Source organism: Rhodococcus aetherivorans (assembly GCF_025722975.1).
GTDB lineage: Bacteria > Actinomycetota > Actinomycetes > Mycobacteriales > Mycobacteriaceae > Rhodococcus > Rhodococcus aetherivorans.
On sequence record NZ_CP106982.1, the window covers coordinates 3,066,738 to 3,093,300 of the forward strand.

The following is a 26,563-nucleotide window of genomic DNA, read 5'->3' on the forward strand; positions in this document are numbered from 1 at the left end:
GCGCGGCCGACCCCCGTCCGTCCTGGTGGCCGAATGTCACATGCGTTCAGGTGGGGCGGTTTCAGGCGGCCGATGCGACAAGCTCGGTGAACGCTTCGGTTGGCGTGCGCCAGCGTAGCGTCTGCCGGGGGCGGCCGTTGAACTCGTCCTGGACCTGCTGCAGGTCCTCGGGCGTGTACACCGACAGGTCGGTGCCCTTGGGGAAGTACTGCCGGAGCAGACCGTTGGTGTTCTCGTTGGTGCCGCGCTGCCACGGCGAGTGCGGATCGCAGAAGTAGACAGCGACGTCGGTGGCCATGGTGATCTGGGCATGAGCACGCATCTCGTGGCCCTGATCCCAGGTCACCGACCGCTGCATCACCTCCGGCAACGACCGCATCGCGGCGATCATCGCATCGCGGACGCCGGACACGTCGCGGACCTTCGGCAGGTGCAGCAACACCACGTACCGGGTGGTGCGCTCGACCAGGGTGCCGATCGCCGAGCGGTTGCGCGCCCCCATGATCAGATCTCCCTCCCAGTGCCCGGGCACCGCCCGGTCCTCGACCTCGGCGGGCCGCTGGGAGATGAGGATCTTGTCGGGAATATGGCGGGCACTGCTCGGCACTCGCCCCTGCGGCACCCGACGGGTGTGCCGGCGCCGCAGATACTCCGAAAGCTCTTTTCGCAGTTCGCCTTTCAGTTGCACATACACGGCCTGGTAGATGGTTTCGTGGGACACCCGCATCTCCGCTCGGTCGGGGAAGTCGACCACCAGCCTGGCCGAGATCTGCTGCGGGGACCAGCGCAGCTTCAGCTTGGCGACGACATACGCGCGCAACTCGGGTGCGGCCATCAGCTTGGCGACTTTCGGTCGCAGTGCTCGGGTCCAGGCCCGCGCGTGGGCCGACACGGCGCGGTAGCTACCGTCGCGGTTGCTGTTGCGTTCGATCTCCCGGTAGATCACCGACCGGTGCCGGCCCAGGTGCGCGGCGATCGTCTGGACCGACTCGTTGCGGGCGAGTCCGAGGGCGACAAGCTCCCGCTCGCCCAGGGACAACGACCGTCCGCCGTGCTCCCAGTGCGGGGCACGGCGGACGGTGCCGTTGGCCTCGTCCTCCCACCGGTAGCCGGTTTGTCGGCTGACACCGACCGCGGCTGCGGCCTTGGCGATCGACACCTTCGTCATGCGCATGGCGAAGAACCTAGCCTTCTTCGCCTCTCGTGCTGCTCGACCCACTGACATCTCCCCTGGTCAGGGAGCGTGTCGCATGGACCACCTGAGTCAGCCTGGGTTGCACCGGTGTGACATTCGGCCGCGACGCAGCGGGATCGCCCTCGCGCAGGCGGCTGCGGATGCCGTCGACGAACAGGGTCAGGCCGAAGTCGAACCGCACGGACGGATCCCCGTCGAGCAGGTCGACGTCCGAGCCGGCCGCTGTCTCGGTGGACACGTCGGGGGAGACGGGCTTGCGGGTCAGCGCCCCGAGTTCGGCGAGCTGCAGACGGGACTGCTCGTCGACGGTGTGGCCGAGGACGTAGTGCAGCAGCGCGTACCCGGCGAGCTCGGCGTGGGCGCGGGACAACCGCGCCCGCAGGCCCGCTGCGACGAACGCCTCCCGCACGCGCGACGTGGTCAGCCGCGACGCGTAGGTCGCGGCGACGAGTTCCGCGCCGTCGCGGTGGGCGAGCAGTGCGGCGCGGAAGCGGTGCGCGAGTTCGGTGAGTGCGCCGTCCCAGGCGGGGGCGGTGGACGGGGCGTCGACGCCGTCGAGGATGCGGTCGGCCATCGCGCCGAGCAGGGTCTGCTTGTTGGGGAAGTGCCAGTACAGGGCCCCGGGCTGGACGCCGAGCGACGTGGCGAGCTTGCGCATCGTCAGGTCGCCGAGACCGTACTCGTCGAGGATCGTCATCGCGCCGTCGAGGACGTCGCCGCGTCGCAACTGCACCGTTCGCTCCCGTCGTACCTGGTTCCCGACCATCCGTCGCGTTGACAGTAGACCACCGCCACCCTAGCCTGAACAGCGTTCAAGTGAACGGTGTTCAAGTTCGCCGTGACCCGCACCCTCCAGGAGACGACCGTGACCCAGGCCCCCGCCCGTGCCGACATCCTCACCCTCGCCCGCGAACAGGTGCTGGGGCGTGGCGAGGGACTCGACCGTGAGCAGGTCCTCGAGGTGCTGCAGCTGCCCGACGAGCGGCTCGAGGATCTTCTCGGCCTCGCCCACGAGGTCCGCATGACCTGGTGCGGCCCCGAGGTCGAGGTCGAGGGCATCATCAGTCTCAAGACCGGCGGCTGCCCCGAGGACTGCCACTTCTGCTCCCAGTCGGGGCTGTTCGCCTCCCCGGTCCGCTCGGCATGGCTCGACATCCCCAGCCTCGTCGAGGCCGCCAAGCAGACCGCCAAGACCGGTGCCACCGAGTTCTGCATCGTCGCCGCCGTCCGGGGGCCCGACGCGCGGCTCATGGCCCAGGTCGCCGCCGGGGTCGTAGCGATCCGCAACGAGGTCGATATCCAGGTGGCCTGCTCGCTCGGCATGCTCACCCAGGAGCAGGTCGACCAGCTCGCCGCGATGGGAGTGCACCGCTACAACCACAACCTCGAGACCGCCCGCTCCTTCTTCCCGCAGGTCGTCACCACCCACAGCTGGGAGGAGCGGTGGGAGACCCTGCGGATGGTCCGCGAGGCCGGCATGGAGGTGTGCTGCGGCGGCATCCTCGGCATGGGGGAGACCCTCGAACAGCGTGCCGAATTCGCCGCCGACCTGGCCGCGCTCGAGCCCGACGAGGTGCCGCTGAACTTCCTCAACCCGCGCCCGGGCACCCCGTTCGGGGATCTGGAGGTCCTGCCGGCGGCGGAGGCGCTCAAGGCCGTTGCCGCGTTCCGGCTCGCGTTGCCGCGCACGATCCTGCGCTTCGCCGGCGGCCGCGAGATCACCCTCGGCGACCTCGGCGCCAAGCAGGGCATCCTCGGCGGCATCAATGCCGTCATCGTCGGCAACTACCTCACCACCCTCGGCCGGCCGGCCGAGTCCGACATCGACCTGCTCGGCGAGCTGAAGATGCCGATCAAGGCGCTCGGCGAGACCCTCTAGGAGGCCGGCGTGTTCAACCCGTTCACCGGCCGGCCCGTCGACGAGAACGCCCCGGTCCCGGCCGCGGCCCGGCTCGGTCTCGAGCCGCCCCGGTTCTGCGAGCAGTGCGGGCGCCGGATGATCGTGCAGGTCGCCCCCGACGGCTGGTGGGCCCGGTGCTCCCGGCACGGGACGCTCGACTCGAGCCTGACGGAACGTCGCTGAGCGTGGCCGCGCCCGCCGACCGTGGCGGGTGCGGCCGGGGAGGGACCGCCGCGCCCGGGGGCCCGCGCGGACAGGCGGCCGGAGATGCGACACAATCAGCGCGACGTCCCCTCCGGAAGGATCAACGTGTCGGTGCAGTCCGTGCGGCGCAAGAAGATTGCCATCGCCTGTCAGGGTGGAGGCACGCACGTCGCCTTCACCTGGGGTGCGCTCACCTCGATTCTGCGGGCCAAGCAGCGATGGGACGCCGACGGCGGCACCTCCTTCGATCTGGTCTCGTTCAGCGGCACGTCCGCCGGCGCGTTGTGCGCGCTTGCGACCTGGTACGGCCTGGCCCCCAACGGATCCGACCCGGACTGCGGCACCGTCGACAAGGCCGTCGAACGACTCGACCACCTGTGGACCGTGTTCGCGGCGACCAACCCCGCCGAGACGCTGCACAACCTGGCCGGGCAGGTGCTGCTGCGCTGGAAGGCCGCGGGCGTGGCCCTCCCCGAATCGAGTCCGTACGCCGCGGCGGGCCGCCTCGGGCTGCTCGGCCTGGGATCGGTGGGTGCCCGCCCGGAGTACCTCGGATTCCAGGGCCTGCTCGCCTCGCTCTGCCCGGACTTCGACTCGGTCGATTGGAAGCTCCTCGCCCAGAACAATGTCCGGGTCATCGCCGGCGCGATCGAGGTGCTCAGCGGCAACTTCGAGACCTTCGACTCGGACAAGACCCTGGAGGAACTGGGGCTCAAGCCCCCGCCGGAGCGCGACCAGTACGGCGCGACGCGGTGGCGGATGCGCCGCGCCCTGTCGCTCGACGGGGTGGCGGCGTCGGGCACGCTGCCCGAGCTGCTGCCCGCACAACCGATCGAGAACCTCGAGTTCCCCACTGCGGACGAAGGCACCACCATCCGGCGCACCGGCTACTACTGGGACGGCCTGTATTCGCAGAACCCGCCGGTGCGGGACCTGCTGGACACCGAGACCTGCGACGACAAGCCCGACGAGATCTGGGTGGTGCGGATCAACCCGCAGGAGTACTCGCCGACCTCGTTGCGCGTCGGTCTCGAGGAGATCCGCGACCGGGAGAACGATCTGGCCGGCAACCTGTCGCTGAACCAGGAACTCGACCACATCCTCACCGTCAACCGGTGGATCGACAAGTACGGCAACGACGCCCCGCCCCTGACGGACCGCAAGACCGTCGTGGTCCGCACGATCAAGATGAGCCGGGACTCGGCGTGGACGCTGGACCACGCCTCGAAACTCGACCGGAGTCCGCGGCACCTGGCGGCGTTGCGGGCCGAGGGCACGGAACTCACCGAGCGGTGGCTGGCCGACTGGCGCGCGGCCGGCGACGGCTTCCCCCGGTACCCGGCCGACGCCCGGTATACGTAAGGCCGGCATGTGCCGGACCTCGCTGTAGGTTTTCGCGGAACTTGTCATCTATGGGCGGCCGGTCGGTGCCACAGCGGTGTGAACCAGGCGCTGCCGGAGTGCTGTGATCCTGCCTGCCCGCCCGTGGTGGCGTCACGTTCAGGACACGCCGCGCCCCGGTTCGTCCGGCGAAATCGCGTGTGCTGCTTCTAGGCTGTGCGTGCGTGTCGGAGGTCACGCCACTTCCCACCCTCCAGGAACGAGGTCGTCACGATGGTCCACCGCTTCTCCGGCAACCGATTCCGTCCGAATGTCGTCCGGGGCACCGCGCTCACCGCAGCCGTGGCGCTGAGCGTGCTCGTCGGCCCGGGCGCCGCCACCGCCGCCGTCGACAACGCCCGCGTGCTGCCCCTCGCGGACGGCAACGCGATCGAGGTGTTGCAGGCCGACACCTCCATCCAGGGCGTTCTCCCGCTCGACAGCTCCCCGCTCAGTGTCGAGTTCTTCCACGACGGTTCCGCCACCGTGAACATCACCGGGCCCGGTGCCGCCGACTACACCGGCACCAAGCTCACCCTCGGATATCAGATCGGCTACCCGGTCGCGGTGCCCGGTGCGGTGGTGCACATCTTCACCCCCAGCCTGGACTGGGAGGTCGGCAACGAGGTGGGCGTCAACGTCGAACTGGCACCCGAATTCGCGCTGGGCCTCGACGCGAGCACCGGCGCGACGATCGGCGGCTCGATCATTCCCGAGCAGGAGATCGAGGTCGAACTCGCCCCCGGCGGCATCACCGAGGTCGCCATCGTCGAGGATCACGAGTTCGACGGGGATTCGGTCACCGTCCGGATCGCCGGCGTGCACGGCTCGGTCTCCGGTGCCGTCGGGCCGGTGACGGTCCGGCCGTTCGCCCGCGCGATCACCGCCAACAACGACACCGTGGTCACCTACGGCGTCCCGCAGCGCCTCAACTGACGGACTCCGTCGGTGGTGGCCCTGGATCCCAGCGGGTCACCACCGACGGAGGCGGAGGCGATGCTCATCGGCGTGTGACCGAGCGTTGACGTCGAGCTTCTACCGTGCACTGCCGTGGCGATGACGCTGATCGACGACACCTACCGGATTCTCGATGTCGCCCCTGAGGGGGACGCGGTCCGCATCCGCCCGGACGACTCTCAGGCCTTCGAGCGGGCCCACTTGCGGGCACCCGCTGCCGGCCGACGCCGCCGTCTGCCGCCGGAGCCCCCAACGGACGGCGACGGCGCCGAACATCTCGGTGAACGCGAGGCGCGCGCCCGCGATTCTTCGCCGAGCCCCCGAACCGGCTCGGCCGGCTCGCCGCAGCCCTGTGCCACCGCGACGAGCGGCTCCGCGGATTCGGCGCGTTTGCCGGCACCGACCTCCTCGAGGTAGCTCACTACGCGCTCGCCGCCACCGTCCACTCGGCTGGGCCGTCCTGCAGTTGCCGATACCGAAGCAGAGAACCACACCAACCGTCAGCCCGGCGGGCGCAGGGCGGCGAACTCGTCGGTGACGCGCAGGCGCGACTCGGTGAAGCGGAACAGTGCCGGGGGACGGCCGCCGGCACGCCCCGGCGGGGCGGTGGTGCCGGTGGGGGTCAGGACGTCGCGGCGCTTGAGCACGCGCTGCAGGTTCGTGGCATCCACCTGGTATCCGAGTGCCGCGCAATAGATCTCACGTAGCGTGGACATGGCGAACTCGGCGGGGGCCAGCCCGAAGGCGATGTTGGTGTACGAGAGCTTGGCGGCCAGGCGGGTGCGTGCGTTCTCGACCATGACCCCGTGGTCGAAGGACATCGCCGGCAGGTCCGACACGGGATGCCAGGCGGTGTCCTCGGGCAGGTGGGGATCGGAGGTGATCGGCACCAGCCCGAGGTAGGTCGAGGCGATCGTGCGCGGTCCCGGCACCCGGTGCGGATCGGAGAACACCGAGAGCTGCTCGAGGTGCGCCACCTCGCGCACGTCGACCTTCTCGGCGAGCTGGCGACGGGCGGAGGTGGTGAGGTCCTCGTCGTCGCGGAGGCGGCCGCCGGGCAGCGACCAGGTGCCCGCCTCCGGGTCGAGGGCGCGCTGCCACAACAGCACCCCGAGCTCGGTCTTCGTGCCGCCCTGGGTGTCCGGAAATCGGCGAACCTGGAACACGACGATGAGCACTTCGTGAAGGGTGCTACCATGTGTCATGTTTTCGATCCTAAGTCGAAAACCCCCGAATACGGAAATCCGGGCAAAGCCCGCCCGGTGCACGGCGAAGGAGCAGGCCATGACCACTACGACGTGGGCGGGCGCGCACACCCCGATCCAGGACGGACCCGGCGGCTACACCGGCGTCGAGGCGACCCCGGAGTGGGCCGAGGAGATCCGGCGACTGGCGCGCGAACGCAACGCCACGCTGCTGGCGCACAACTACCAGCTGCCCGCCATCCAGGACGTCGCCGATCACGTCGGCGACTCCCTCGCCCTCTCGCGCATCGCCGCCGAGGCCGAGGAGGACACCATCGTCTTCTGCGGCGTGCACTTCATGGCGGAGACCGCGAAGATCCTCAGCCCCGCCAAGACGGTCCTCATCCCGGACGAGCGGGCCGGGTGCTCGCTCGCCGACTCGATCACCGCCGACCAGCTGCGCGAATGGAAGGCCGACCACCCCGACGCGGTCGTCGTCTCGTACGTCAACACCACCGCCGAGGTCAAGGGCCTGACCGACATCTGCTGCACCTCCTCGAACGCGGTCGACGTCGTCGCCTCCATCGACCCCGACCGCGAGGTGCTGTTCCTGCCCGACCAGTTCCTCGGCGCCCACGTCAAGCGCGTGACCGGCCGGCAGAACATGCACATCTGGGCGGGCGAGTGCCACGTGCACGCCGGGATCAACGGCGACGAGCTCGCCGCCAAGTCCAAGGCGCACCCCGACGCCGAGCTGTTCGTCCACCCCGAGTGCGGCTGCGCCACCTCCGCGCTGTACCTCGCCGGTGAGGGCTTCGTCGCCGACGACAAGGTCAAGATCCTGTCCACCGGCGGCATGCTCGACGCGGCCCGCGCCACCGGCGCCAAGCAGGTCCTCGTCGCCACCGAGGTGGGGATGCTGCACCAGCTGCGCAAGGCGGCGCCCGGCGTGGACTTCCAGGCCGTCAACGACCGCGCGTCCTGCCCCTACATGAAGATGATCACTCCGGCCGCGCTGCTGCGCTGCCTGCAGGAGGGCAAGGACGAGGTCCACGTCGACCCGGCCGTCGCCGAGCGGGCCCGGCAGTCGGTGCAGCGGATGATCGCGATCGGCAACCCCGGCGGCGGGGAGTGACGATGTCCTCCGGCGTCGGCGCGGGTCGAGCGGAGCGGCGGGACACGATCCGCTGGGAAGCCCGCGCCGACCTCGTGGTGGTCGGGGGCGGCGTGGCCGGCCTCACCGCCGCCCGCGCCGCGTCCCGGCGCGGACTGCGGGTGCTGACCGTCAGCAAGGGCGGCCCCACCGACACCGCCACCCAGTACGCGCAGGGCGGCATCGCCGTCGTCGCCCCGGGGCCGGCGGATTCCGTCGACTCCCACGTCGCCGACACCTGCGCCGCCGGCGCCGGCCTGTGCGACGAGACGGCCGTGCGGTCCATCGTCTCCGGCGGGCAGGACGCCGTCGCGGCCCTCACCGACCTGGGAGCCGTGTTCGACCGCGGCCGTGACGGCGGCATCGCCCGCACCCGCGAGGGCGGCCACAGCACCCGCCGCATCATCCACGCCGGCGGCGACGCCACCGGTGCCGAGATCCAGCGTGCCCTGGGCGCGGCCGGACTGCCGGTGCTCTTCGGTGCCGCCGCCGCCCGCGTCCTCACCGACACGCGCGGCGTCACCGGCCTGCTCGTCCTCGACGACCGGGGCCTCGGTGTCGTCCACACCCCGGCCGTGCTGCTGGCCACCGGCGGCCTCGGGCAGCTGTACGCGTGCAGCACCAACCCGCCCGGCGCCACCGCCGACGGTATCGCGCTGGCCCTGCACGCCGGTGCCGCCGTCGCCGACCTCGAGTTCGTCCAGTTCCACCCGACCGTGCTGTTCGCGGCCGGATCCGTCGGCCGCCGCCCGCTCGTCAGCGAGGCCGTGCGCGGCGAGGGTGCCCGACTCGTGGACAGTGCCGGCCGCCCGGTCACCGCCGGGGTGCACCCCCTCGGCGACCTCGCGCCGCGCGACGTCGTCTCCCGTGCCATCGCCACCCGGCTCGCCGAGCTCGGCGACGACCACGTCCTGCTCGACGCCCGGCACCTGGACGGGTTCGCGCGGCGCTTCCCGACCGTCACCGCCTCCCTGGCGCAGGTGGGCCTGGACCCGGCCCGCGACCTGATTCCCGTCGCTCCGGCCGCGCACTACTCGTGCGGCGGGGTCGTCACCGACGTGTGCGGCCGCACCGGTGTACCCGGGCTGTACGCGGCGGGCGAGGTCGCCCGCACCGGCCTGCACGGCGGCAACCGGCTCGCCTCCAACAGCCTGCTCGAGGGCCTCGTCGTCGGCGAGCGCGCCGGTCTGGCCGCGGCCGAGGAGCGCGGGGGGCTGCGCGTCGAGACCGCCGACGCCGACCTGCCCGTCCGGCCCCGCGCGGACCGGGCGGCGTTGCAGCAGCTGATGACCCGGCACGCCTCCGTCGTCCGCGACGCCGCCGGGCTCGCCGTCGCCGGGGCGGGCCTCACCGCCGCCCCGACCGGCCGGTGCACCGACGCGGCGGCGCTCGAGGACGCCGCGCTCACCGTCGCGGCCCGGGCCCTGACCCTCGCGGCCGGCGCCCGCACCGAGAGCCGCGGGTGCCACACCCGCGACGACCATCCCGAATCCGACCCCGCGCAGCGTCGCAGCCTCGAGACGCGTCTCGACGCCGACGGCGAGATCACGCTGCGCACACCACAACTCACAGGAGCACACTGAATGGCCAGCACCGAGCTGCCCGCCGGACTCGATCGGGACGAGACGCTCGCGCTGGTGCGCGTCGCCCTCGACGAGGACCTGCGCTACGGCCCGGATGTGACCACCGCCGCCACGGTGCCGGCCGACGCCGTGGCCACGGCGTCGGTGGTGCCGCGCAGCCCCGGCACCGTCGCCGGGATCGACATCGGTCTGCTGGTACTCGACGAGGTCCTCGGTGCCGGCGACTACGAGGTGCTCGACCGGGCCGTCGACGGGCATCGTGCCGCGGCGGGGGAGGCGGTGCTCACGGTGCAGGCCCCCACCCGGGGCCTGCTCACCGCCGAGCGCACCATGCTGAACCTGATGTGCCACCTGTCCGGGATCGCCACCGCCACCGCGCAGTGGGTCGACGCCGTCGCCGGCACCGACGCGAAGATCCGCGACAGCCGCAAGACGCTGCCGGGCCTGCGGGCGCTGCAGAAGTACGCGGTGCGGGTCGGCGGCGGTGTCAACCACCGGATGGGTCTCGGCGACGCCGCGCTGATCAAGGACAACCACGTCGTCGCCGCCGGTTCGGTGGTCGCGGCGCTGCGGGCCGTGCGGGCCCAGGCCCCCGACCTCGAGTGCGAGGTGGAGGTCGACAGCCTCGAGCAGTTCGACGAGGTGCTCGCCGAGAACGTCGAGCTGATCCTGCTCGACAATTTCCCGCTGTGGCAGACGCAGATCGCGGTCCAACGGCGCAACACGCACGCGCCGCAGACCCGCCTCGAGTCCTCCGGGGGCCTGACCCTCGACGTGGCCGCGGACTACGCCCGCACCGGGGTCGACTACCTCGCCGTCGGTGCGTTGACCCACTCGGTGACCGTCCTCGACCTCGGTCTCGACATGTGACGCCACGCCGGGGCCGCGCTTGGCACCGGCCGCATCGATCGCGTACAACTGGCTACGTATCCGCCGCCGTGAGGCACCTCACGGCGGCGGCGCGCGTCCGGCGGGTCACAGGGGGTCCGCCACTAACCAGTTCCCCGTCACCGGGGAACGGAGAGACCTCGCATGCGTTTGCCGATGTCCCCGATCGACTCGATGTTCCTGCTCGGCGAGTCGCGCGAGCATCCCATGCACGTCGGGGGACTGATCCTGCTGCAGCCGCCGCCGGGCGGCGACGCCCGTTCCCTGCGCGCGCTGTTCGACGCGGCCCTCGCCGGTGACGACGTCGCGCCCCTGTGGCGCCGGCGCGCGGTCCGTTCCCTCGCCACCCTGGGGATGTGGGCGTGGGAGGACGACCCGCACTTCGACCTCGAACACCACGTCCGTCGCGACGCCCTGCCACGCCCCGGGGGCATCGCCGAACTGCGCGCCCTGGTGTCGCGGCTGCACAGCACCCTCCTCGACCGCAGCCGGCCGCTGTGGGAGATGCACCTGATCGAGGGCCTCGCCGACGGGCGGTACGCGATCTACACGAAGATCCACCACGCTCTCGCCGACGGTGTCGGCGCGATGCGGCTGCTGCACCGGGCCCTGAGCACCGACGCGGACCGCACCGACATGCCGGCGCCCTGGGCGCGCTTCCCGTCCGCCGACCCGCCGCACTCCGCGGTCGGGACCGCGCTCGACCTGCCGAGCATGACCGTGCGGGCCGTGCGCGGCGTCGTCGACGAGGCCGCCGGGATGGTGCCCGCGCTGGTGGGGACCGTGGACCGGGCCCTGCGGGGCCGCGGCGGCGCGGTGTCGCTCACGGCGCCGCGCACGATGCTCAACGTGTCCATCGCCGGTGGCCGCCGCTTCGCCGCGCACGACTGGTCGCTGACGCGGCTGCGGCGCGTCGCCGAGGCCGCCGGCGCCACCGTCAACGATGTCGTCCTCGCGATGTCCGCGGGAGCGCTGCGCGCCTACCTGCTCGACCACGAGGCCCTGCCCGACGATCCGCTCGTCGCGATGGTGCCGGTGTCGCTGCGTCGCGGGAAGACCACCGAGGGCGGCAACGACGTGGGCGTGCTGATGTGCCCGCTCGCCACCCACGTCGACGATTCGGCGGCCCGCCTGGCCGCCATCCGGGACGCGATGGTCGACGGCAAGGAGTCCATGCGGGGCCGGTCCCAGACCGCGCTGCTGGCCACGAGCGCTCTCGGCATGGCTCCGCTCGCGGTCGGGGTGCTCACCGGCAACCGGGCCGTGGTGCGGCCGCCGTTCAACGTGATCGTCTCCAACGTGCCGGGCCCGGTCGAGCCGCTGTACTGGAACGGCGCCCGCGTCGACGCCCTGTACCCGCTGTCGGTGCCGGTCGACGGGCAGGCCCTGAACATCACCTGCACCAGCACCGACGACCGGATCGCGTTCGGGCTCACCTCGTGCAGCCGCAGCGTCCCGCAGCTCGATCGCCTGATCGCGCACCTCGACGACGAGCTCGCCGCGCTCGAACGCACCGTCGGGGTGGCGGGCGCCGACGGCGATCGGTGAGGCTAGGCTCGCCGGCGTGACTTCCTTCGACGCCGCCGTCGTCGCGGCCGTGACCGGGCACATGAACGACGACCACGCCGACGACAACCTGCTCGTGGTCCGCGCGTTCGCGGAACCCACGGCGGGCGCCGCCCGCATGACCGGCGTGCACACCGAGTTCGGCGAGTGGGTCGTCGAGGTCGGCGGCATCGAGACGACGGTGCGGGTGCCGTGGCTCGAGCCCGTCTCCGACCGGGCGGGGATCCGCACCGCGGTGGTCGCCCTGTATCACGCCGCGTGCGAGCGGCTCGGGGTGGCGCCGCGGCCGCACTGACCGGCCGTTATGCCGCGGTGGCTGCGCGGCGCACGGTGGCCAGGAACGCGGCGGCCGTGAAGAACAGCCCGGAGAACACCCGGCCCGTGATGCGCTGCTGGCGCGGCGAGCGCATCAGCGTCAGCACCCGCGCCGCCAGGCCCGTGTAGCCGGTCATGACGATCATGTCGACGGTCACCATCGTCGCCGCGATGATCAGGTACTGCCGCAGCAGCGGGGCTGCGGGATCGAGGAACTGCGGCAGCACGGCAAGCATGAACACCACCGCCTTGGGGTTGCTCGCGTTGACCAGGAACCCGCGCGCCACCAGCGCCGGCGCCGAGCCGAGTCCCGGCGCCGCGCCGGGGTCGACCTCGGTGGGGCGAGTGCGCCACTGGCGCACCCCCAGGTACACGAGGTAGGCCACGCCGAACCACTTGATCACCGTGAATGCCGCCGCGGACCCGGCGAGGACCGCGCCGACGCCGGCGGCGACCACCACGATCTGCAGCAGCAGGCCGAACTGCAGCCCGACGATGTTCCACCAGCCGCGCCGCAGTCCGTGGGCGAGGCCCGAGGACATGGACGCGATCGCGCCGGCGCCGGGGGAGAGGCTGATCACCCAGGCGGCGCCGAGCAGGGCCACCCACGTCTGCCAGGTCATCGGGCGATTCTACGACCGGGCCGGGCCGGTCAGCACGGCACCGGCACCGGCCACGGCTCACCGGTGACGGCCCGGTAGGCGTCGACCCCGTCGGTGGGACGGCGCGTCAGGTTCGGATCCGTGCGCACGTCGACGGTATAAAGGCCGAAACGTGGTGTGTAGCTTCCCCATTCGTAGTTGTCGGTGATCGACCAGTAGTTGTACCCGAAGACGGGGGCGCCGTCGGCCGCGGCGCGGCGCATCCGGTCGACGTGCTCGCGCAGGTGTCGCGCCCGGGTCCAGCCGTCGGCGCGGGGCGCCCCGTCGGCGGTGGGCATTCCGTTCTCCACGACGTACAGCGGCAGCCCCGGGAAACGGCGGGTGTAGTGCATCAGCGCCTCGTACATCCCGTCGGGATGCGGGACGATCGAGGCAAAGTCGTCGGTGAGCGCGTGGATCGCGCTCGGGTTGGCGAGGGTGGCTCCGTAGTAGTAGTCGAGCCCGAGGAAGTCGAGGGTGTCGCGGACCCGGTCGACGAACAGGGCGTCGAGTCCGGTCTGCACCCCGGGGATGTACGCGGAGTTGGACGTCACGCGCGCGCCCGGGTCCAGTTCGTGGATCCGGGCGTAGATCGAGCGGTGCGCGGCGACCAGGGCGTCGAACATGCGGGGGACGTCGGCAGCGTCGATCCCGCCGAAGGCGAGTTCCTTCTGGACGTAGATCGTCGGTTCGTTGATCGTCACCCACATCGCGCCCAGCCCGGCGTACCGGGCGACGACCTGCTCGGCGTTGGCGAGCCATGCCCCGACCGTGGCGGGATCGCGCCAACCGCCGCGGTCGGCGATCCACCCGGGGTACACCCAGTGGTCGAGGGTGATCATCGGGATCATGCCGTGTCCGCGCACCGTCGCGACGACGTCGTCGTAGTAGCGCAGTTCGGCCTCGTCCCAGCCGTGCGGGGTGGGCTGGATGCGGGACCACTCGACCGAGAACCGGAACACGTCCACCCCGAGGTCCGCGGCCGCGGCGATGTCCTCCCGGTAGCGGTGACGGAAATCCACCGAGGTGCCGACGAGTTCGTGGGTGCGGCCCGACGCGGCGTACCTGGTCCAGTTGCTGTCCGGCGGGGAGCCTTCGGATTGGAAGCCGGAACTCGACACGCCCCACAGGAACTCGTTTCCCGCGGCGTGGGCGGGCGGGGAGGACCCCGCCGCGGCGGCGGCCGCGAGGGCGGCCGTCAGCACCACCGCGGCAGCGGCCCTCCGTACCGCCGCGACGGCGGCCCTCCGCACCGCCGCGACGGCGGCCCTCCGCACCGCCGCGTCGGCGGTCCTCATCGGGAGTGCGCGGCGATCCCGGCCGCGAGCCGAGGCCACAGCTCGGTGAGGGCGCGCCGGCCGACGAACAAGCCGAGGTGGCCGGCGTCGACGTCGTGCACCGTGATGTCGCCGGCGGGGGTGCTGACGTGGTCGGCGAGGGCGAGGACCTGTCCCGGTGGCACCACGAGGTCGTGCCGGCCGAGGACGATGTGCACGGGGCACTCGATCGCGGCCAGGTCCACCGGACCGGCCGCGGTGGTGACGGCCCCGGCGACGAGGTCGTTGCCGACGAACAGGTGCTCGAGGATCCACGTGCGGAATGCGGCGGGGATCTCCTGGCGCCAGAGGAACCACCGTCGTTCGTCGATCGCCTGTCCGAGGGTGTCGGGGTCGTTCAGCAGGCCCAGCAGTTCGAGGCTGCGCTGGACCTCGCTCACCGGGTCGGTGGGCAGCACCCCGAACAGCCGAGAGGCGTCGTACCACAGGTTCAGCACGGACGCGGACACCGAGCGTGGCACGTGTTCGAGGGCTCCGGCACCGGGACGGTCGGCGTGGAAGTCGATCGGGGCCCCCGCGACGGTGAGGCTGTGCACGGTCCGCGGATGCAGTGCGGCGTGCATCGCCGCGAGCCAGCCACCCTGGCTGCCGCCGACCAGGTTGACCCGTCCGCCGAGCAGTTCGACGGCCTCGGCGAGGACGGCGAGATGGTCGTCGAGGGAGGCGCCGTCGGTGACCGGGCCGGCGGGCGCCCAGTCCAGGCAGTACAGCCGCGACAACCCGCCGCTGCGCAGGGCGGAGACCTGGCTGCGGTCGGAGGAGAGGTCGACGATGCACGAGTGCGATCCGGACTGCGGCGGCAGCAGCAGGGTGGGGACGGCCTCGGGGGCGGGAGCGTCGGGGTCGCTGCAGTCACGCAGCCGGGCGAGCGGCCAGGAGTGCGCGACGGGCCACGGGTGGGCCCAGCGCGGGGGTTCGCGGTCGGTGAGCACGCGCCACCAGTCGGCGATGTCGCCGGCGACGTCGAGCGGGTGCGCGCCGCGTCGGCTCAGGGTGGCCAGGTAGGTGCTCCAGCCGGCGATCGCCGCCGCCCCGAGACGGAACGGGGCGGCGGCGATCGCGACGGTCTGCAGGGCGTTCATGGGGTTCATTGAACCGGCGCCCGGTGCGTGGTGCCCCTCTTCCGACGCGATCGCGTCGGAAGAGACGCACAATCGATCACTTGAGGAGATCGCGTGCGGTGGTGGTCACCGTGGTGGTGAGCTCACGGGCGAAGGAGACCTGCGCCTTGGTGAGGTCCTCGACCCAGGCGATCGGGGTGGCGGAGGCGATCTTCTCCTGCAGGTCGAGCAGGCTGGTGACGGCGCGCTCGTAGGTGTCGACGGTGAGGTTGCCGCTCTGCTTGGCAGCGTCGACGACCTTGTCGTTGAACTCGCTCAGGCGGGCGGCGCTCTCGTCGAGAGCCTTGGTGAACTCGGCGGTGGCCTGGTTCGCGGCGGTGGTGGCCGACTCGGCGATCTTCTGAGCGGCGGCGGTGGCGTCCGCGGTGGCCTTGGCAGCAGCCTCGTTGGCCTTGGCTGTGTCGGCGGTGGTCTTGGCGACAGCGGCGTCGACGGGGGTCTTGGCGGTGGTCATGGCGTACCTTCCGTTCGGGTGTGTGAGGGCGCCTCGGAGGACGCTGTTAGCAGGTTAGCAAGATGAATGCTAACGCGCAAGTCCTCAGCTGAAGACGTACGTGCCCGGAGCGTCCTCGAGCGGCGGGTGGGCGGCGCTGCCCATTGCCGGCGGCGGCACCAGCTCCCCGGCGCGCTTGTTCGACCAGGCCGTCCAGTCCTCCCACCACGAGTGCTCGTAGCGGGTGGCCGCGTCGTCCCAGACCTGCGGATCCGCGGGCAGCGGCGAGCCGGTCTCGGCGTCCGGCGCCCCGACGGCCTTGAACCACACCTTCTTGCCGGGCGGGTTCACCGCGCCGGCGACGTGCCCGCCGTTGGTGAGCACGTAGCGCACGTCGCCGCCCAGCAGGTTCACCGCCTGGTACGACGATGTCCAGGGCACGATGTGGTCGTTGATCGCGCCGACGACGTAGGTGTCGCACGTGATGTCGTGCAGGTTCAGGGGCTGTCCGTCGAGCACGTAGAGGCCCTCGGCCAGCTCGTTGCGGCCGTACAGCGACCGGAGGTAGTGCGAGTGCATCTCCGCGGGCATGCTCGTGCTGTCCTCGTTCCACGCGAGGATGTCGAAGGCCGCAGGCTTCTCGCCCTTCATCCACCGCGAGACCCAGTAGTTGAAGACGAGGTCCTTCGCGCGGATCATGTCGAAGCTGCCGGCCATCTCCTTGCCGGACAGGAAGCCCTGCTGCCGCATCCGGAACTCGACGAGGTCCAGCGTGGACGGATCGGTCAGCAACCCGAGTTCCCCGACCTGGCTGTAGTCGAGCAGGGTGTTGAGCATGGTGAAGGCGGTCACGCGCTTGTCGCCGACGGCGAATGCGCGCGCGGCGGCCATCGCGGCCATCGCGCCGCCGAGGCAGATGGACAGCACCTCGATCTTCGGCGACCCGGTGATCTCCTCGACCACGTCCAGCGCGGCGGCAATGCCGTTGACGTAGTAGTCGTCCATGGTGATGTGCCGCATCGACTCGTCCGGGTTCCGGTACGAGAGCATGAACACGGTGCGGCCGTGCTGGACCGCCCACTCGGCGAGGCTGCGACCGGGTGCGAGATCGAGGATGTAGTACTTGTTGATCCACGGCGGCGCGGCGAGGATCGGCACCGCATGCACCTGCTCGGTCTGCGGCGTGTACTGGATCAGCTCGATCAGGTCGTTGCGATAGACCACCTTGCCCGGGGTGGCCGCGAGGTTCTCGCCGACGGTGAACGCGTCCGAGTCCACCTTCAGCGGCAGGCCGCCGCGGTTGAGCACGTCGTGCACGGCATATCGGGCGCCGCGCAGCAGGCTTGCCCCGCCCGTCTCGAATGCACGGGTGAGCACGCCCGGATTCCACAGGAAGTTCGACGGGGCCAGCACGTCGAGCATCAGGTTCGCGAACTGGCGGGCCTTGCCGTCCTGCAGCGGATCGCCGGCGCCGGCGTCGGTGAGTTCCTCGACGTAGGCCCGCGTGGCGAGATAACTCTGCAGGAGCGAGAAGTACGCGGGGTTCTCCCGCCAGGCGGTGTCGGAGAAACGGCGGTCCCGCGGGTCGAGCGGCATCGGCGGCTTGGGATCGTCGGCGTTGAACACGCGGGTGGCCGCCGCGGGGATCTTCACCAGCCGGCCCGCGTATTCCGTCGTGGCGGCGGTGACGGCCTGGGGGTTGCGGACGGCGCGTCCGGCCACCGACTTCACCGCGGGACCCCAGCCGATCGGGTCCAGGGTCGACTTCAACTTCTTGTGCACGTGGTCGAGCAAGGGACATCTCCAGATGGGGAAGAGGGGTGTGCCCCGAGGGTGACACCGCGTGCCGGGTCGCGCATCTTACCGCGAAGTACATGCGAGCTGCACGTGGGGCGGGCGGGCGGGGACGCGGCGCCCCACCAGCCGAAACCTGAGGATGGCTCACATTATGCCGTCCGATGTGACCTTACTCACTCCGCATCGTCGTCGGAGCGCGCACCCCGGCGCCGCTTACCCACGGTCACCTCCCGGAACGCCTCGTACATCTCCACCAGCGACCGCCGCTGCGCGTTCGTCAGATCCGGATCCTCCCGGATCGCGTGCACCACCGCGGACTCTCCCGGATCCGGCCGCCCCGCCTCGGCCGTCAACGCATCCGCCGACAGATGCAGCTGCTCGGCGATGGCCTGCAGCACGCGTTCGCTCGGCGCCCGCAGGTTCCGTTCGATCTGCGACAGATACGGGTTCGAGATCCCCACCATCGCGGCGAGCTGCCGCATGGGCAACTCGGCGAGCTCACGTTGCCGGCGGATCAGCTCCCCCAACGTCGGGGGGTGCGACACATCGTCCTCCATGTGGTCAGCATAGGTCCGGCCGCCGGCCGCCCCGAGGCGCACGGACGGCGCGTTCGGGGACTGCCGTCGAGGGCGATCGCCGCCATCACGGATAATGGAACGGACCCCCGTTCGCGAGAGAGGACACCTCATGCTTGCCCGCACCGACCTGCGTGGTCGAACCCCCACCACTGCGGAGCTGAGGGGCGCGCTGCCCCGCGGCGGAGTGGATGTGGACGCGGTGCTGCATCAGGTGCGGCCCGTGGTCGAGGACGTGCGCGACCGAGGCGCCGCCGCCGCCCTCGACTACAGCGAGAAGTTCGACGGGGTGCGCCCCGACCGCGTGCGGGTGCCGAAGGCCGAACTCGACCGGGCCCTCGAGGAACTCGATCCCGCCGTGCGCTCGGCGCTGGTCGTCGCGATCGAACGCACCCGCACGGTGCACCAGGACCAGCGCCGCACCGACACCGTCACCGAGGTCGTGCCCGGTGGCACCGTCACCGAACGCTGGGTGCCGGTCGAGCGGGTGGGGCTGTACGTGCCCGGCGGCAACGCCGTCTACCCGTCGTCGGTCGTGATGAACGTGGTGCCCGCCCAGGCCGCCGGCGTCGAGTCGCTCGTCGTCGCGTCCCCGCCGCAGGCGGACTTCGGAGGCCTGCCGCACCCGACCATCCTCGCCGCTGCCGCCCTGCTCGGCGTCGACGAGGTGTGGGCCGTCGGCGGTGCCCAGGCCGTGGCGCTGCTCAGCTACGGCGGCACCGATATGACACCGGACGGCACCGCCGTCGTGACACCGGACGGCACCGCCGTCGACGACGCCGAACTCGCGCCCGTGGACATGATCACCGGCCCGGGCAACATCTACGTCACCGCCGCCAAGCGCCTGTGCCGCGCCGTCGTCGGCATCGACGCCGAGGCCGGCCCCACCGAGATCGCGATCCTGGCCGACCACACCGCCGATCCGGTCCACGTCGCGGCCGACATGATCAGCCAGGCCGAGCATGACGTCATGGCCGCGTCGGTCCTCGTCACCACCAGCGCCGAGCTCGCCGACGCCGTCGACGCCGCCGTCGCCGCCCAGCTCGAGCTCACCAAGCACCGCGAACGCGTACGGACCGCGCTGTCGGGCAGCCAGTCCGGGATCGTCCTCGTCGACGACCTCGACCAGGGCCTGAAGGTCGTCGACGCCTACGCCGCCGAGCACCTCGAGATCCAGACCGAGAACGCCTCCGCGGTCGCCGCGCGGGTACGGGCCGCGGGCGCGATCTTCGTCGGCCCCTGGGCGCCGGTCAGCCTCGGTGACTACTGCGCCGGCTCGAACCACGTGCTGCCCACCGCCGGCTGCGCCCGGCACCAGTCCGGACTGAGCGTGCAGACGTTCCTGCGCGGCATTCACGTCGTCGAGTACAGCCGCGAGGCGCTCGAGGACGTCGCAGGGCACGTGATCACCCTCGCCACCGCCGAGGACCTGCCCGCGCACGGCGAGGCCGTGCGGCTGCGCTTCGAGGACCTGCAGTGAGCGCCCCGGGATCCGGCATCACCGTCGACGACCTGCCGCTGCGGGAGAACCTGCGCGGCAAGTCCGCCTACGGTGCGCCGCAGCTGACGGTGCCGGTGCAGCTCAACACCAACGAGAACCCGCACCCACCGACCCGCGCCCTGATCGACGACGTCGCCGAGTCGGTGCGCGAGGCCGCCGCGCAGCTGCATCGCTACCCCGACCGTGACGCCGTCGCGCTGCGCACCGACCTCGCCGCCTACCTGACCCGGCAGACCGGGGTGGGCGTGAGCGTCGAGAACGTCTGGGCCGCCAACGGGTCCAACGAGATCCTGCAGCAGATCCTGCAGGCCTTCGGCGGGCCGGGCCGATCCGCGATGGGATTCGTGCCGTCCTACTCGATGCACCCGATCATCGCCGACGGCACCCAGACCGAGTGGCTGCCGACCTACCGGGGCGAGGACTTCACCCTCGACCTCGACTCGTCGGTGGCCGCGATCCGCCGGCAGCAACCCGACGTGGTGTTCGTCACCAGCCCGAACAACCCCACCGGGCACAGCATCCCGCTCGACGAGCTGCGCGCGATCTGCGCGTCCGCGCCCGGCATCGTGATCGTCGACGAGGCCTACGCCGAGTTCTCCGCCGCCCCCAGCGCGCTCGCGCTGATCGACGAGTTCCCGGCCAAGGTGATCGTCTCGCGCACCATGAGCAAGGCGTTTGCGTTCGCCGGGGGCCGGCTCGGCTACCTCGCCGCCGCGCCCGCGTTCGTCGAGGCACTGCTGCTCGTGCGGCTGCCCTACCACCTGTCGGTGATCACCCAGGCTGCCGCCCGGGCCGCGCTGCGGCACGCCGACGAGACCCTCGGCTCGGTCGCGCGGCTGTGCGCCGAACGCGACCGCATCGCGACCGAGCTGACCCGATTCGGCTACCACGTGGTGCCCTCGGACGCGAACTTCATCCTGTTCGGGCGCTTCGCCGATGCCGCCGCGACCTGGCAGCGCTACCTCGACGAGGGTGTGCTGATCCGGGACGTCGGTATCCCCGGGTTCCTGCGCACCACCGTGGGCCTGGCCCACGAGAACGACGAACTGCTACGGGTGAGCGAGAAGCTCGCCGCCACCGAGATCGAGGACGGGCGATGAGCGAGCAGACCACCCCCACCCCGCGCACCGCGCGGATCGAGCGTGCTACCAAGGAGTCGTCCATCGTCGTCGAGTTGAACCTCGACGGCGCCGGCCGCACCGACATCACCACCGGTGTCCCGTTCTACGACCACATGCTCACCGCGCTCGGTCAGCACGCCAGCTTCGACCTGACCGTGCGCGCCCAGGGCGACATCGAGATCGAGGCGCACCACACCGTCGAGGACACCGCGATCGTCCTCGGTCAGGCGCTGAATCAGGCGCTCGGGGACAAGCGGGGCATCCGCCGCTTCGGCGACGCGTTCATTCCGATGGACGAGACCCTCGCGCACGCGGCGGTGGACGTCTCCGGCCGGCCCTACTGCGTGCACACCGGCGAACCGGACTACATGGTGCACTCGGTGATCGGCGGCTACCCCGGCGTGCCGTACTCGACCGTGATCAACAAGCACGTGTTCGAATCCCTCGCCTTCCACGCCCGCATCGCCCTGCACGTACGCGTGCTCTACGGCCGCGACCAGCACCACATCACCGAGGCCGAGTTCAAGGCCGTCGCGCGGGCGCTGCGCCAGGCCGTCGAACCGGATCCCCGGGTCAGCGGCGTGCCGTCGACCAAGGGCACCCTGTAGTGGACGTCGTCCTGACGTACGGCCTGTTCATGCTCGCCGGCCTCGCCGCGGGTGGCACCTGGTCGACGTGGCGGGGCGGCAACACCCTCTTCGCCGGGGTGCTGCTGGCGCTGACCCTGCTCGCCGCGATCGCCGGTGTGCTGAGGCTGCTCTGACGTCGTCGGATCGGCCGGGCCTGTTCGCGGTGCCGGGGCTGCCCGCCGCCTGGGCGATGGCGGCGGGCGCGTTCGCCGGGTTCTCCCTGCTGCTGCCCGTAGTGCCCCGGGCCGTCGCCGACGCCGGCGGCAGCGGCACCCTCGCCGGCGCGGTGACGGCGGTGTTCATGGGCGCGACGGTGCTCACCCAACCGGCGGTGCCGCGCCTGGTGCGGGCCCGCGGCTACCGGCCCGTGCTCGCCGCCGGATGCCTGCTGCTGGGCCTGCCGTCGCTGCTGCTCCTGCTGTCGCTGCACCCGGCCGTGGTGCTGCCGACCTCCGCGGTGCGGGGGATCGGCTTCGGCATGATCACCGTGGCCAGCGCCGCCCTCGTGGCCGAACTCGCGCCCGCCCGGCTGCTCGGCCGCGCCACCGGCGCACAGGGCATCGCGATCGCCGCGGCGCAGATGGTCGGACTGCCGCTCGGACTGGCGGTCGCCGAGCGGGCCTCCACCGCACCCGTGTTCGTGCTCGGCGCGGCGGTGCCCACGCTCGCGCTCGTCGCGATCGCGCGCCTGCCGCAGGTGGTCACCCGGCAGACCGGCGCGGCCGGAAGCCGCACGCCGCTGCGGGCTCTGGCCCTGCCGGCGGTGGCGATCGCCGCGGGTGCCGTCGCCTACGGCGGCCTCACCTCGCTGCTGTCGATCGCCGTGCCCGCGGCCTCGGGCCAGGTGGCGCTCGCGTTGGCGCTGATCAGCGCGTCCACCCTCGTCGGCCGCTACGGCGCCGGTGCGGTCGCGGACCGGATCGGCGCGGGCCGGCTCCTGCCGGCCGGGCTCGGCCTGGCCGCCGTGGCGATGGTGCCGTTCGCGCTCGCCGCGGACGATCGCGGCGGCGCGGCGGTCCTGCTCGGTGCGGCGGTGGCATTCGGCCTCGGCTTCGGCGTCGTGCAGAACGACGCCCTGATGCTTGCGTTCCGTCGCGCCGGGCCCGCCCATGTCGGCGCCGCGAGCGCCGCCTGGAACATCGGCTTCGACGCGGGCACCGGGGCCGGATCGCTGCTGCTCGGCGGGATCGCCACCGTCGCAGGCTATCCCGCCGCGTTCGCGACCGCTGCGCTGCTCGTGCCGATCCTGCCGCTGCTCGCCCGGATCGCCGGGCCGTCGGAGCGGCCCGCCGCGGCCCCATAGAATCGAGCCCATGAGCGCAACCAAGGTCGCCGTCCTCGACTACGGCTCCGGCAATCTGCATTCGGCGACGCGCGCGGTGGCGCGCACCGGCGTGCAGGTGGAGGTGACCGCCGACCCGCAGGTCGCGCTCGCCGCCGACGGCCTGGTCGTGCCCGGCGTCGGCGCGTTCGCGGCGTGCATGGCGGGACTGAAGGCGGTGCGCGGGGACCGGATCATCGGGCAGCGACTCGCCGGCGGCCGCCCGGTGCTCGGCATCTGCGTCGGCATGCAGATCCTCTTCGACAAGGGCGTGGAATTCGGTGTCGAGACCGACGGATGTGGCGAATGGCCCGGCACCGTCGAACGTCTCGACGCGCCGGTGCTGCCGCACATGGGCTGGAACACCGTCGAGGCCCCCGACAACAGCGTGCTGTTCGCCGGCATGGACCGCGACACCCGGTTCTACTTCGTGCACTCCTACGCCGCGCAGAAGTGGGAGCTGCCGCCGTCGGAGCTGTTCGCTCCGCCCGCGCTGACCTGGGCGGAGCACGGCGGGCGGTTCCTCGCCGCGGTCGAGAACGGCCCGTTGTCTGCGACGCAGTTCCATCCCGAGAAATCCGGCGACGCGGGGGCCGAGCTGCTGCGCAATTGGGTCGGCAGTTTGTGAACCGCGGCGGGGCCGGCGGCGACGACCCGGCCAGGCCGGAGTTCTCGCTCGGCCGGCTCGCGCTGACGGCACTGGGCGCCGCCACGGGCGTGCTCCTGCTCGCCACCGTCGTCATCGTGGTGCTGCGACCGGGGCCCGTCGTCGGGTTGATCGTCGCCCTCGCCGGCGTGGCCGGCGCGATCGCCGCGATGGGCGTCGTCTCGACCCGGACGACGCGCCGCGCCTTCGGTCCCGACGGCAACGACACCCCGCGCCGCGACGGCAGCGACACGCCGCGCGGCGACGGCAGCGACACGCCGGGCCGCGACGGCAGCGACACGCCGCGCGGCGACGGTGACGACACGCCGCGCGGCGACGGTGCGGGGTGACCGTCGGGGCCGGTTCTCGGCGACCGCCGCGACCCACTAGCATGGGCGCAGTGAGCCTGGTCCTTTTGCCTGCAGTCGATGTCGCCAACGGTGAAGCAGTTCGCCTCGTCCAGGGAGAGGCGGGCAGCGAGACCAGCTACGGCTCTCCCCGCGACGCCGCCCTCGAGTGGCAGAACGCCGGCGCTGAATGGGTGCACCTCGTCGATCTCGACGCCGCCTTCGGACGCGGCTCCAACCGCGAACTCCTCGCCGAGGTCGTCGGCGAACTGGACGTGAAGGTAGAGCTCTCCGGCGGGATCCGCGACGACGAGTCCCTCGAGGCGGCGCTGGCCACCGGGTGCGCTCGCGTCAACCTCGGCACCGCCGCCATCGAGGATCCCGACTGGTGCGCCCGCGCCATCGCCGAGTACGGCGACCGCATCGCCGTCGGGCTCGACGTCAAGCTCATCGACGGGCAGTGGCGCCTGCGCGGCCGCGGCTGGGTCTCCGACGGCGGCGACCTGTGGGAGGTCCTCGCGCGGCTCGACCGCGACGGCTGCAGCCGCTACGTCGTCACCGACGTCACCAAGGACGGCACGCTCACCGGCCCCAACCTCGATCTGCTCGCCCAGGTCTGCGCAGCCACCGACGCTCCCGTCGTCGCCTCCGGCGGCGTGTCCGCCCTCGACGATCTGCGGGCGATCGCCGGCCTCGTCGACCGGGGCGTCGAGGGCGCCATCGTCGGCAAGGCGCTGTACGCGGGCCGGTTCACGCTCACCGAGGCCCTCGACGCGGTCTCACGCTGATCCGATGACCGCGCCCGCCGATCTGTCCAGCCTGCTCGCCGTCGCCGGTGAGGTGCTCGACGCGGCGTCGCAGCGTTTCGTCGCCGGTCGCGGCGCGCCGCGCTCGGTGGACAAGGGGCCCAACGACTTCGCCACCGACCTCGACCTCGAACTCGAACGGCGCATCTCCACGGAACTGGAGCGGCGCACGGGCATTGCCGTGCACGGTGAGGAGTTCGGCGGTCCCGAAGCCGATTCGGGCACGGTGTGGCTGCTCGACCCGATCGACGGCACCGTCAACTACTCCGCCGGGCTGCCCACCGCCGGAATCCTGCTCGCACTCGTCCGCGACGGCGACCCGATCCTCGGGCTGACCTGGCTGCCGTTCGTCGGCGACCGGTTCGCGGCCGCCGCGGACGGGCCGCTGCTGCGCAACGGTCGTCCCCAGCCGCCGCTGCAGCCGGCGGCGCTGGCGGACGTGATGGTCGGCGTGGGCAGCTTCGACATCGACAGCCGCGGGCGTATCCCGGGCCGGCGCCGGCTCGAGGTCATCACCGAGCTGAGCCGCCGGGTGTCGCGCCTGCGCATGCACGGTTCCACCGGGGTGGACCTGGCGTACACGGCGGCCGGGGTGCTCGGCGCCGCCGTCGTCTTCGGGCACCACCCGTGGGACAACGCCGCCGGCGTGGCCCTGGTGCGGGCGGCCGGTGGTCTCGCCACCGACTTCGCCGGCAAGCCCTGGCGCATCGGCTCCGGCTCTGTGGTCGCCGGCGCCCCCGGCGTGCACGAGGAGATACTCGACATCGTGGGATCGCTTCCCGGTCCCGTCCCCGAGGAGGACCGAATTCCATGACCCTGGCAGTCCGGGTGATCCCGTGTCTGGACGTCGACGCCGGCCGCGTCGTCAAGGGGGTGAACTTCGAGAACCTGCGCGACGCCGGTGATCCCGTCGAACTCGCCGCGGCGTACGACCTGCAGGGCGCGGACGAGTTGACCTTCCTCGACGTCACCGCGTCGAGCGGCGATCGCGGCACCATGCTCGACGTGGTCAGCCGCACCGCCGAGCAGGTGTTCATCCCGCTCACCGTCGGCGGCGGCGTCCGCACCGTCGAGGACGTGGACCGGCTGCTGCGGGCCGGCGCGGACAAGGTCAGCATCAACACCGCCGCCATCGCCCGCCCGGAGGTGTTGCGCGAGATGTCCGAGCGGTTCGGGTCGCAGTGCATCGTGCTGTCCGTCGACGCCCGCACCGTGCCCGACGGCGAGGAGGACACCCCGTCGGGATGGGAGGTCACCACGCACGGCGGCCGCCGCGGCACCGGCATCGACGCCGTCGAATGGGCACGCCGCGGCGCGGAACTCGGCGTGGGGGAGATCCTGCTGAACTCGATGGACGCCGACGGCACCAAGTCCGGCTTCGACCTGCCGATGATCCAGGCGGTGCGCGCCGCGGTGCACGTGCCGGTGATCGCCAGCGGCGGCGCGGGAGCTGTCGAGCACTTCGCCCCCGCCGTGCACGCCGGCGCCGACGCGGTCCTCGCGGCCAGCGTGTTCCACTTCGGGGAACTCACCATCCCGCAGGTCAAGGCGGCGATGCGCGCCGAGGGGATCGAGGTGCGATGAGCAGGCTGGATCCGGCGATCGCGGCGCGGCTCAAGCGCAACGAGGCGGGGCTGTTCGCCGCCGTCGCCCAGGAACGTGCCACCGGCGAGGTGCTGATGATGGCGTGGATGGACGACGAGGCGCTCGCCCGTACCCTCGAGACCCGTACCGCCACCTACTTCTCGCGTTCGCGCGGCCAGTACTGGGTCAAGGGCGAGACCTCCGGCCACACCCAGTACGTGCACGAGGTGCGGCTCGACTGCGACGGCGACACGGTGTTGCTCGTCGTCGACCAGGTCGGGGCCGCGTGCCACACCGGCACCCACACGTGCTTCGACGCCGACGTCCTGCTCGCCGGCGAGTAGGCGCCTTCGGCGCCGGTGCGTCCTTTGGGCGGCTC

The 26,563-nt window shown here is 72.0% G+C and carries 29 protein-coding genes and 1 pseudogene; 21 read left to right on the forward strand and 9 right to left on the reverse strand.

Going from position 1 to position 26,563, the window contains the following annotated elements:
- Positions 1–61: 61 nt before the first annotated feature.
- Positions 62–1,225 (reverse strand): IS30 family transposase, encoded by a 1,164-nt coding sequence (locus OCS65_RS13900; protein WP_029546562.1) that lies wholly within the window; start codon positions 1,223–1,225, stop codon positions 62–64.
- Positions 1,226–1,292: 67 nt separating this feature from the next.
- Positions 1,293–1,928: pseudogene (locus OCS65_RS13905) on the reverse strand (TetR/AcrR family transcriptional regulator C-terminal domain-containing protein); the annotation flags it as partial.
- A gap of 132 nt (positions 1,929–2,060) precedes the next feature.
- Between OCS65_RS13905 and bioB the strand changes: the two are divergent.
- From bioB to OCS65_RS13930, 5 genes are all read left to right on the forward strand, one after another.
- On the forward strand, positions 2,061–3,074 hold the full coding sequence (bioB, locus tag OCS65_RS13910; protein WP_043798956.1) for a biotin synthase BioB: 1,014 nt from the start codon (positions 2,061–2,063) through the stop codon (positions 3,072–3,074).
- A 9-nt stretch (positions 3,075–3,083) separates the two neighbouring features.
- On the forward strand, positions 3,084–3,278 hold the full coding sequence (gene bsaP, locus OCS65_RS13915; RefSeq protein ID WP_006941314.1) for a biotin synthase auxiliary protein BsaP: 195 nt from the start codon (positions 3,084–3,086) through the stop codon (positions 3,276–3,278).
- Positions 3,279–3,362: 84 nt separating this feature from the next.
- Positions 3,363–4,661 carry a patatin-like phospholipase family protein gene (locus OCS65_RS13920; RefSeq protein WP_263507159.1) on the forward strand — a complete coding sequence of 433 codons (1,299 nt, stop codon included), beginning with the start codon at positions 3,363–3,365 and terminating at the stop codon, positions 4,659–4,661.
- 252 nt (positions 4,662–4,913) lie between these two features.
- Positions 4,914–5,615, forward strand: a complete 702-nt coding sequence (locus OCS65_RS13925) for an MspA family porin (protein WP_006941310.1) — start codon at positions 4,914–4,916, stop codon at positions 5,613–5,615.
- 114 nt (positions 5,616–5,729) lie between these two features.
- Positions 5,730–6,053: a hypothetical protein gene (locus tag OCS65_RS13930; RefSeq protein ID WP_144415026.1), complete on the forward strand. Its 324-nt coding sequence runs from the start codon at positions 5,730–5,732 to the stop codon at positions 6,051–6,053.
- Between the two features lie 83 nt (positions 6,054–6,136).
- Here the strand turns inward: OCS65_RS13930 and OCS65_RS13935 are convergent, their stop codons facing one another.
- The gene (locus OCS65_RS13935; protein WP_006941309.1) at positions 6,137–6,841 is read right to left on the reverse strand and encodes an NUDIX hydrolase; all 705 of its coding nucleotides are present in this window, start codon (positions 6,839–6,841) and stop codon (positions 6,137–6,139) included.
- 79 nt (positions 6,842–6,920) lie between these two features.
- Between OCS65_RS13935 and nadA the strand changes: the two genes are divergently transcribed.
- From nadA to OCS65_RS13960, 5 genes are all read left to right on the forward strand, one after another.
- Positions 6,921–7,955: a quinolinate synthase NadA gene (gene nadA, locus OCS65_RS13940; RefSeq protein ID WP_050035344.1), complete on the forward strand. Its 1,035-nt coding sequence runs from the start codon at positions 6,921–6,923 to the stop codon at positions 7,953–7,955.
- A gap of 2 nt (positions 7,956–7,957) precedes the next feature.
- Entirely contained in the window at positions 7,958–9,556 is a 1,599-nt protein-coding gene (locus OCS65_RS13945) for an L-aspartate oxidase (RefSeq protein ID WP_006941302.1), read from the forward strand.
- Entirely contained in the window at positions 9,557–10,426 is an 870-nt protein-coding gene (gene nadC, locus OCS65_RS13950) for a carboxylating nicotinate-nucleotide diphosphorylase (protein ID WP_006941300.1), read from the forward strand.
- Positions 10,427–10,588: 162 nt separating this feature from the next.
- Entirely contained in the window at positions 10,589–11,992 is a 1,404-nt protein-coding gene (locus tag OCS65_RS13955; protein WP_072635393.1) for a WS/DGAT/MGAT family O-acyltransferase, read from the forward strand.
- A 16-nt stretch (positions 11,993–12,008) separates the two neighbouring features.
- Entirely contained in the window at positions 12,009–12,305 is a 297-nt protein-coding gene (locus OCS65_RS13960) for a DUF2470 domain-containing protein (protein ID WP_006941289.1), read from the forward strand.
- A 7-nt stretch (positions 12,306–12,312) separates the two neighbouring features.
- On the opposite strand, the gene OCS65_RS13965 is transcribed toward OCS65_RS13960, so the two are convergent.
- The 6 genes from OCS65_RS13965 to OCS65_RS13990 all read right to left on the reverse strand — a co-directional run bounded on the left by OCS65_RS13965 (position 12,313) and on the right by OCS65_RS13990 (position 18,211).
- Complete coding sequence (locus OCS65_RS13965; RefSeq protein WP_006941286.1) at positions 12,313–12,948, reverse strand: LysE family transporter; 636 nt, start codon at positions 12,946–12,948, stop codon at positions 12,313–12,315.
- Positions 12,949–12,977: 29 nt separating this feature from the next.
- Entirely contained in the window at positions 12,978–14,264 is a 1,287-nt protein-coding gene (locus OCS65_RS13970; protein ID WP_263507160.1) for a glycoside hydrolase family 1 protein, read from the reverse strand.
- A complete protein-coding gene (locus tag OCS65_RS13975; protein WP_050036371.1) occupies positions 14,261–15,385 on the reverse strand; it encodes an alpha/beta fold hydrolase in 1,125 nt (374 codons plus the stop codon). The genes OCS65_RS13970 and OCS65_RS13975 overlap by 4 nt, the downstream gene beginning before the upstream one ends.
- A 76-nt stretch (positions 15,386–15,461) precedes the next feature.
- Positions 15,462–15,878, reverse strand: coding sequence for a hypothetical protein (locus OCS65_RS13980; protein ID WP_006941283.1), 417 nt, complete (start codon positions 15,876–15,878; stop codon positions 15,462–15,464).
- A gap of 84 nt (positions 15,879–15,962) precedes the next feature.
- Positions 15,963–17,651 carry a PHA/PHB synthase family protein gene (locus OCS65_RS13985; RefSeq protein WP_050035341.1) on the reverse strand — a complete coding sequence of 563 codons (1,689 nt, stop codon included), beginning with the start codon at positions 17,649–17,651 and terminating at the stop codon, positions 15,963–15,965.
- A gap of 176 nt (positions 17,652–17,827) precedes the next feature.
- Positions 17,828–18,211 (reverse strand): helix-turn-helix domain-containing protein, encoded by a 384-nt coding sequence (locus OCS65_RS13990; protein ID WP_029544089.1) that lies wholly within the window; start codon positions 18,209–18,211, stop codon positions 17,828–17,830.
- 130 nt (positions 18,212–18,341) lie between these two features.
- On the opposite strand from OCS65_RS13990, the gene hisD reads away from it, so the two are divergent.
- The 11 genes from hisD to hisI are packed head-to-tail and all read left to right on the forward strand — an operon-like array spanning position 18,342 to position 26,528.
- Entirely contained in the window at positions 18,342–19,709 is a 1,368-nt protein-coding gene (gene hisD / locus OCS65_RS13995; protein WP_029544087.1) for a histidinol dehydrogenase, read from the forward strand.
- On the forward strand, positions 19,706–20,830 hold the full coding sequence (locus OCS65_RS14000; protein WP_185712785.1) for a histidinol-phosphate transaminase: 1,125 nt from the start codon (positions 19,706–19,708) through the stop codon (positions 20,828–20,830). The genes hisD and OCS65_RS14000 overlap by 4 nt, the downstream gene beginning before the upstream one ends.
- The gene (gene hisB / locus OCS65_RS14005; RefSeq protein ID WP_185712784.1) at positions 20,827–21,459 is read left to right on the forward strand and encodes an imidazoleglycerol-phosphate dehydratase HisB; all 633 of its coding nucleotides are present in this window, start codon (positions 20,827–20,829) and stop codon (positions 21,457–21,459) included. The genes OCS65_RS14000 and hisB overlap by 4 nt, the downstream gene beginning before the upstream one ends.
- Complete coding sequence (locus OCS65_RS14010; RefSeq protein WP_006937015.1) at positions 21,459–21,614, forward strand: hypothetical protein; 156 nt, start codon at positions 21,459–21,461, stop codon at positions 21,612–21,614. Before hisB ends, OCS65_RS14010 begins: the two co-directional genes overlap by 1 nt.
- Before the next feature lie 29 nt (positions 21,615–21,643).
- Complete coding sequence (locus OCS65_RS14015) at positions 21,644–22,783, forward strand: MFS transporter (RefSeq protein ID WP_029544083.1); 1,140 nt, start codon at positions 21,644–21,646, stop codon at positions 22,781–22,783.
- Between the two features lie 10 nt (positions 22,784–22,793).
- The gene (gene hisH / locus OCS65_RS14020; protein WP_029544081.1) at positions 22,794–23,429 is read left to right on the forward strand and encodes an imidazole glycerol phosphate synthase subunit HisH; all 636 of its coding nucleotides are present in this window, start codon (positions 22,794–22,796) and stop codon (positions 23,427–23,429) included.
- The gene (locus OCS65_RS29950; protein WP_377438435.1) at positions 23,411–23,797 is read left to right on the forward strand and encodes a hypothetical protein; all 387 of its coding nucleotides are present in this window, start codon (positions 23,411–23,413) and stop codon (positions 23,795–23,797) included. The genes hisH and OCS65_RS29950 overlap by 19 nt, the downstream gene beginning before the upstream one ends.
- A 50-nt stretch (positions 23,798–23,847) precedes the next feature.
- Complete coding sequence (gene priA, locus OCS65_RS14030; protein WP_029544076.1) at positions 23,848–24,582, forward strand: bifunctional 1-(5-phosphoribosyl)-5-((5-phosphoribosylamino)methylideneamino)imidazole-4-carboxamide isomerase/phosphoribosylanthranilate isomerase PriA; 735 nt, start codon at positions 23,848–23,850, stop codon at positions 24,580–24,582.
- A gap of 4 nt (positions 24,583–24,586) precedes the next feature.
- Entirely contained in the window at positions 24,587–25,414 is an 828-nt protein-coding gene (locus OCS65_RS14035; RefSeq protein WP_185712783.1) for an inositol monophosphatase family protein, read from the forward strand.
- The gene (gene hisF, locus OCS65_RS14040; protein ID WP_006936998.1) at positions 25,411–26,184 is read left to right on the forward strand and encodes an imidazole glycerol phosphate synthase subunit HisF; all 774 of its coding nucleotides are present in this window, start codon (positions 25,411–25,413) and stop codon (positions 26,182–26,184) included. Before OCS65_RS14035 ends, hisF begins: the two co-directional genes overlap by 4 nt.
- A complete protein-coding gene (gene hisI, locus OCS65_RS14045) occupies positions 26,181–26,528 on the forward strand; it encodes a phosphoribosyl-AMP cyclohydrolase (RefSeq protein ID WP_006936996.1) in 348 nt (115 codons plus the stop codon). Before hisF ends, hisI begins: the two co-directional genes overlap by 4 nt.
- Positions 26,529–26,563: the final 35 nt, after the last annotated feature.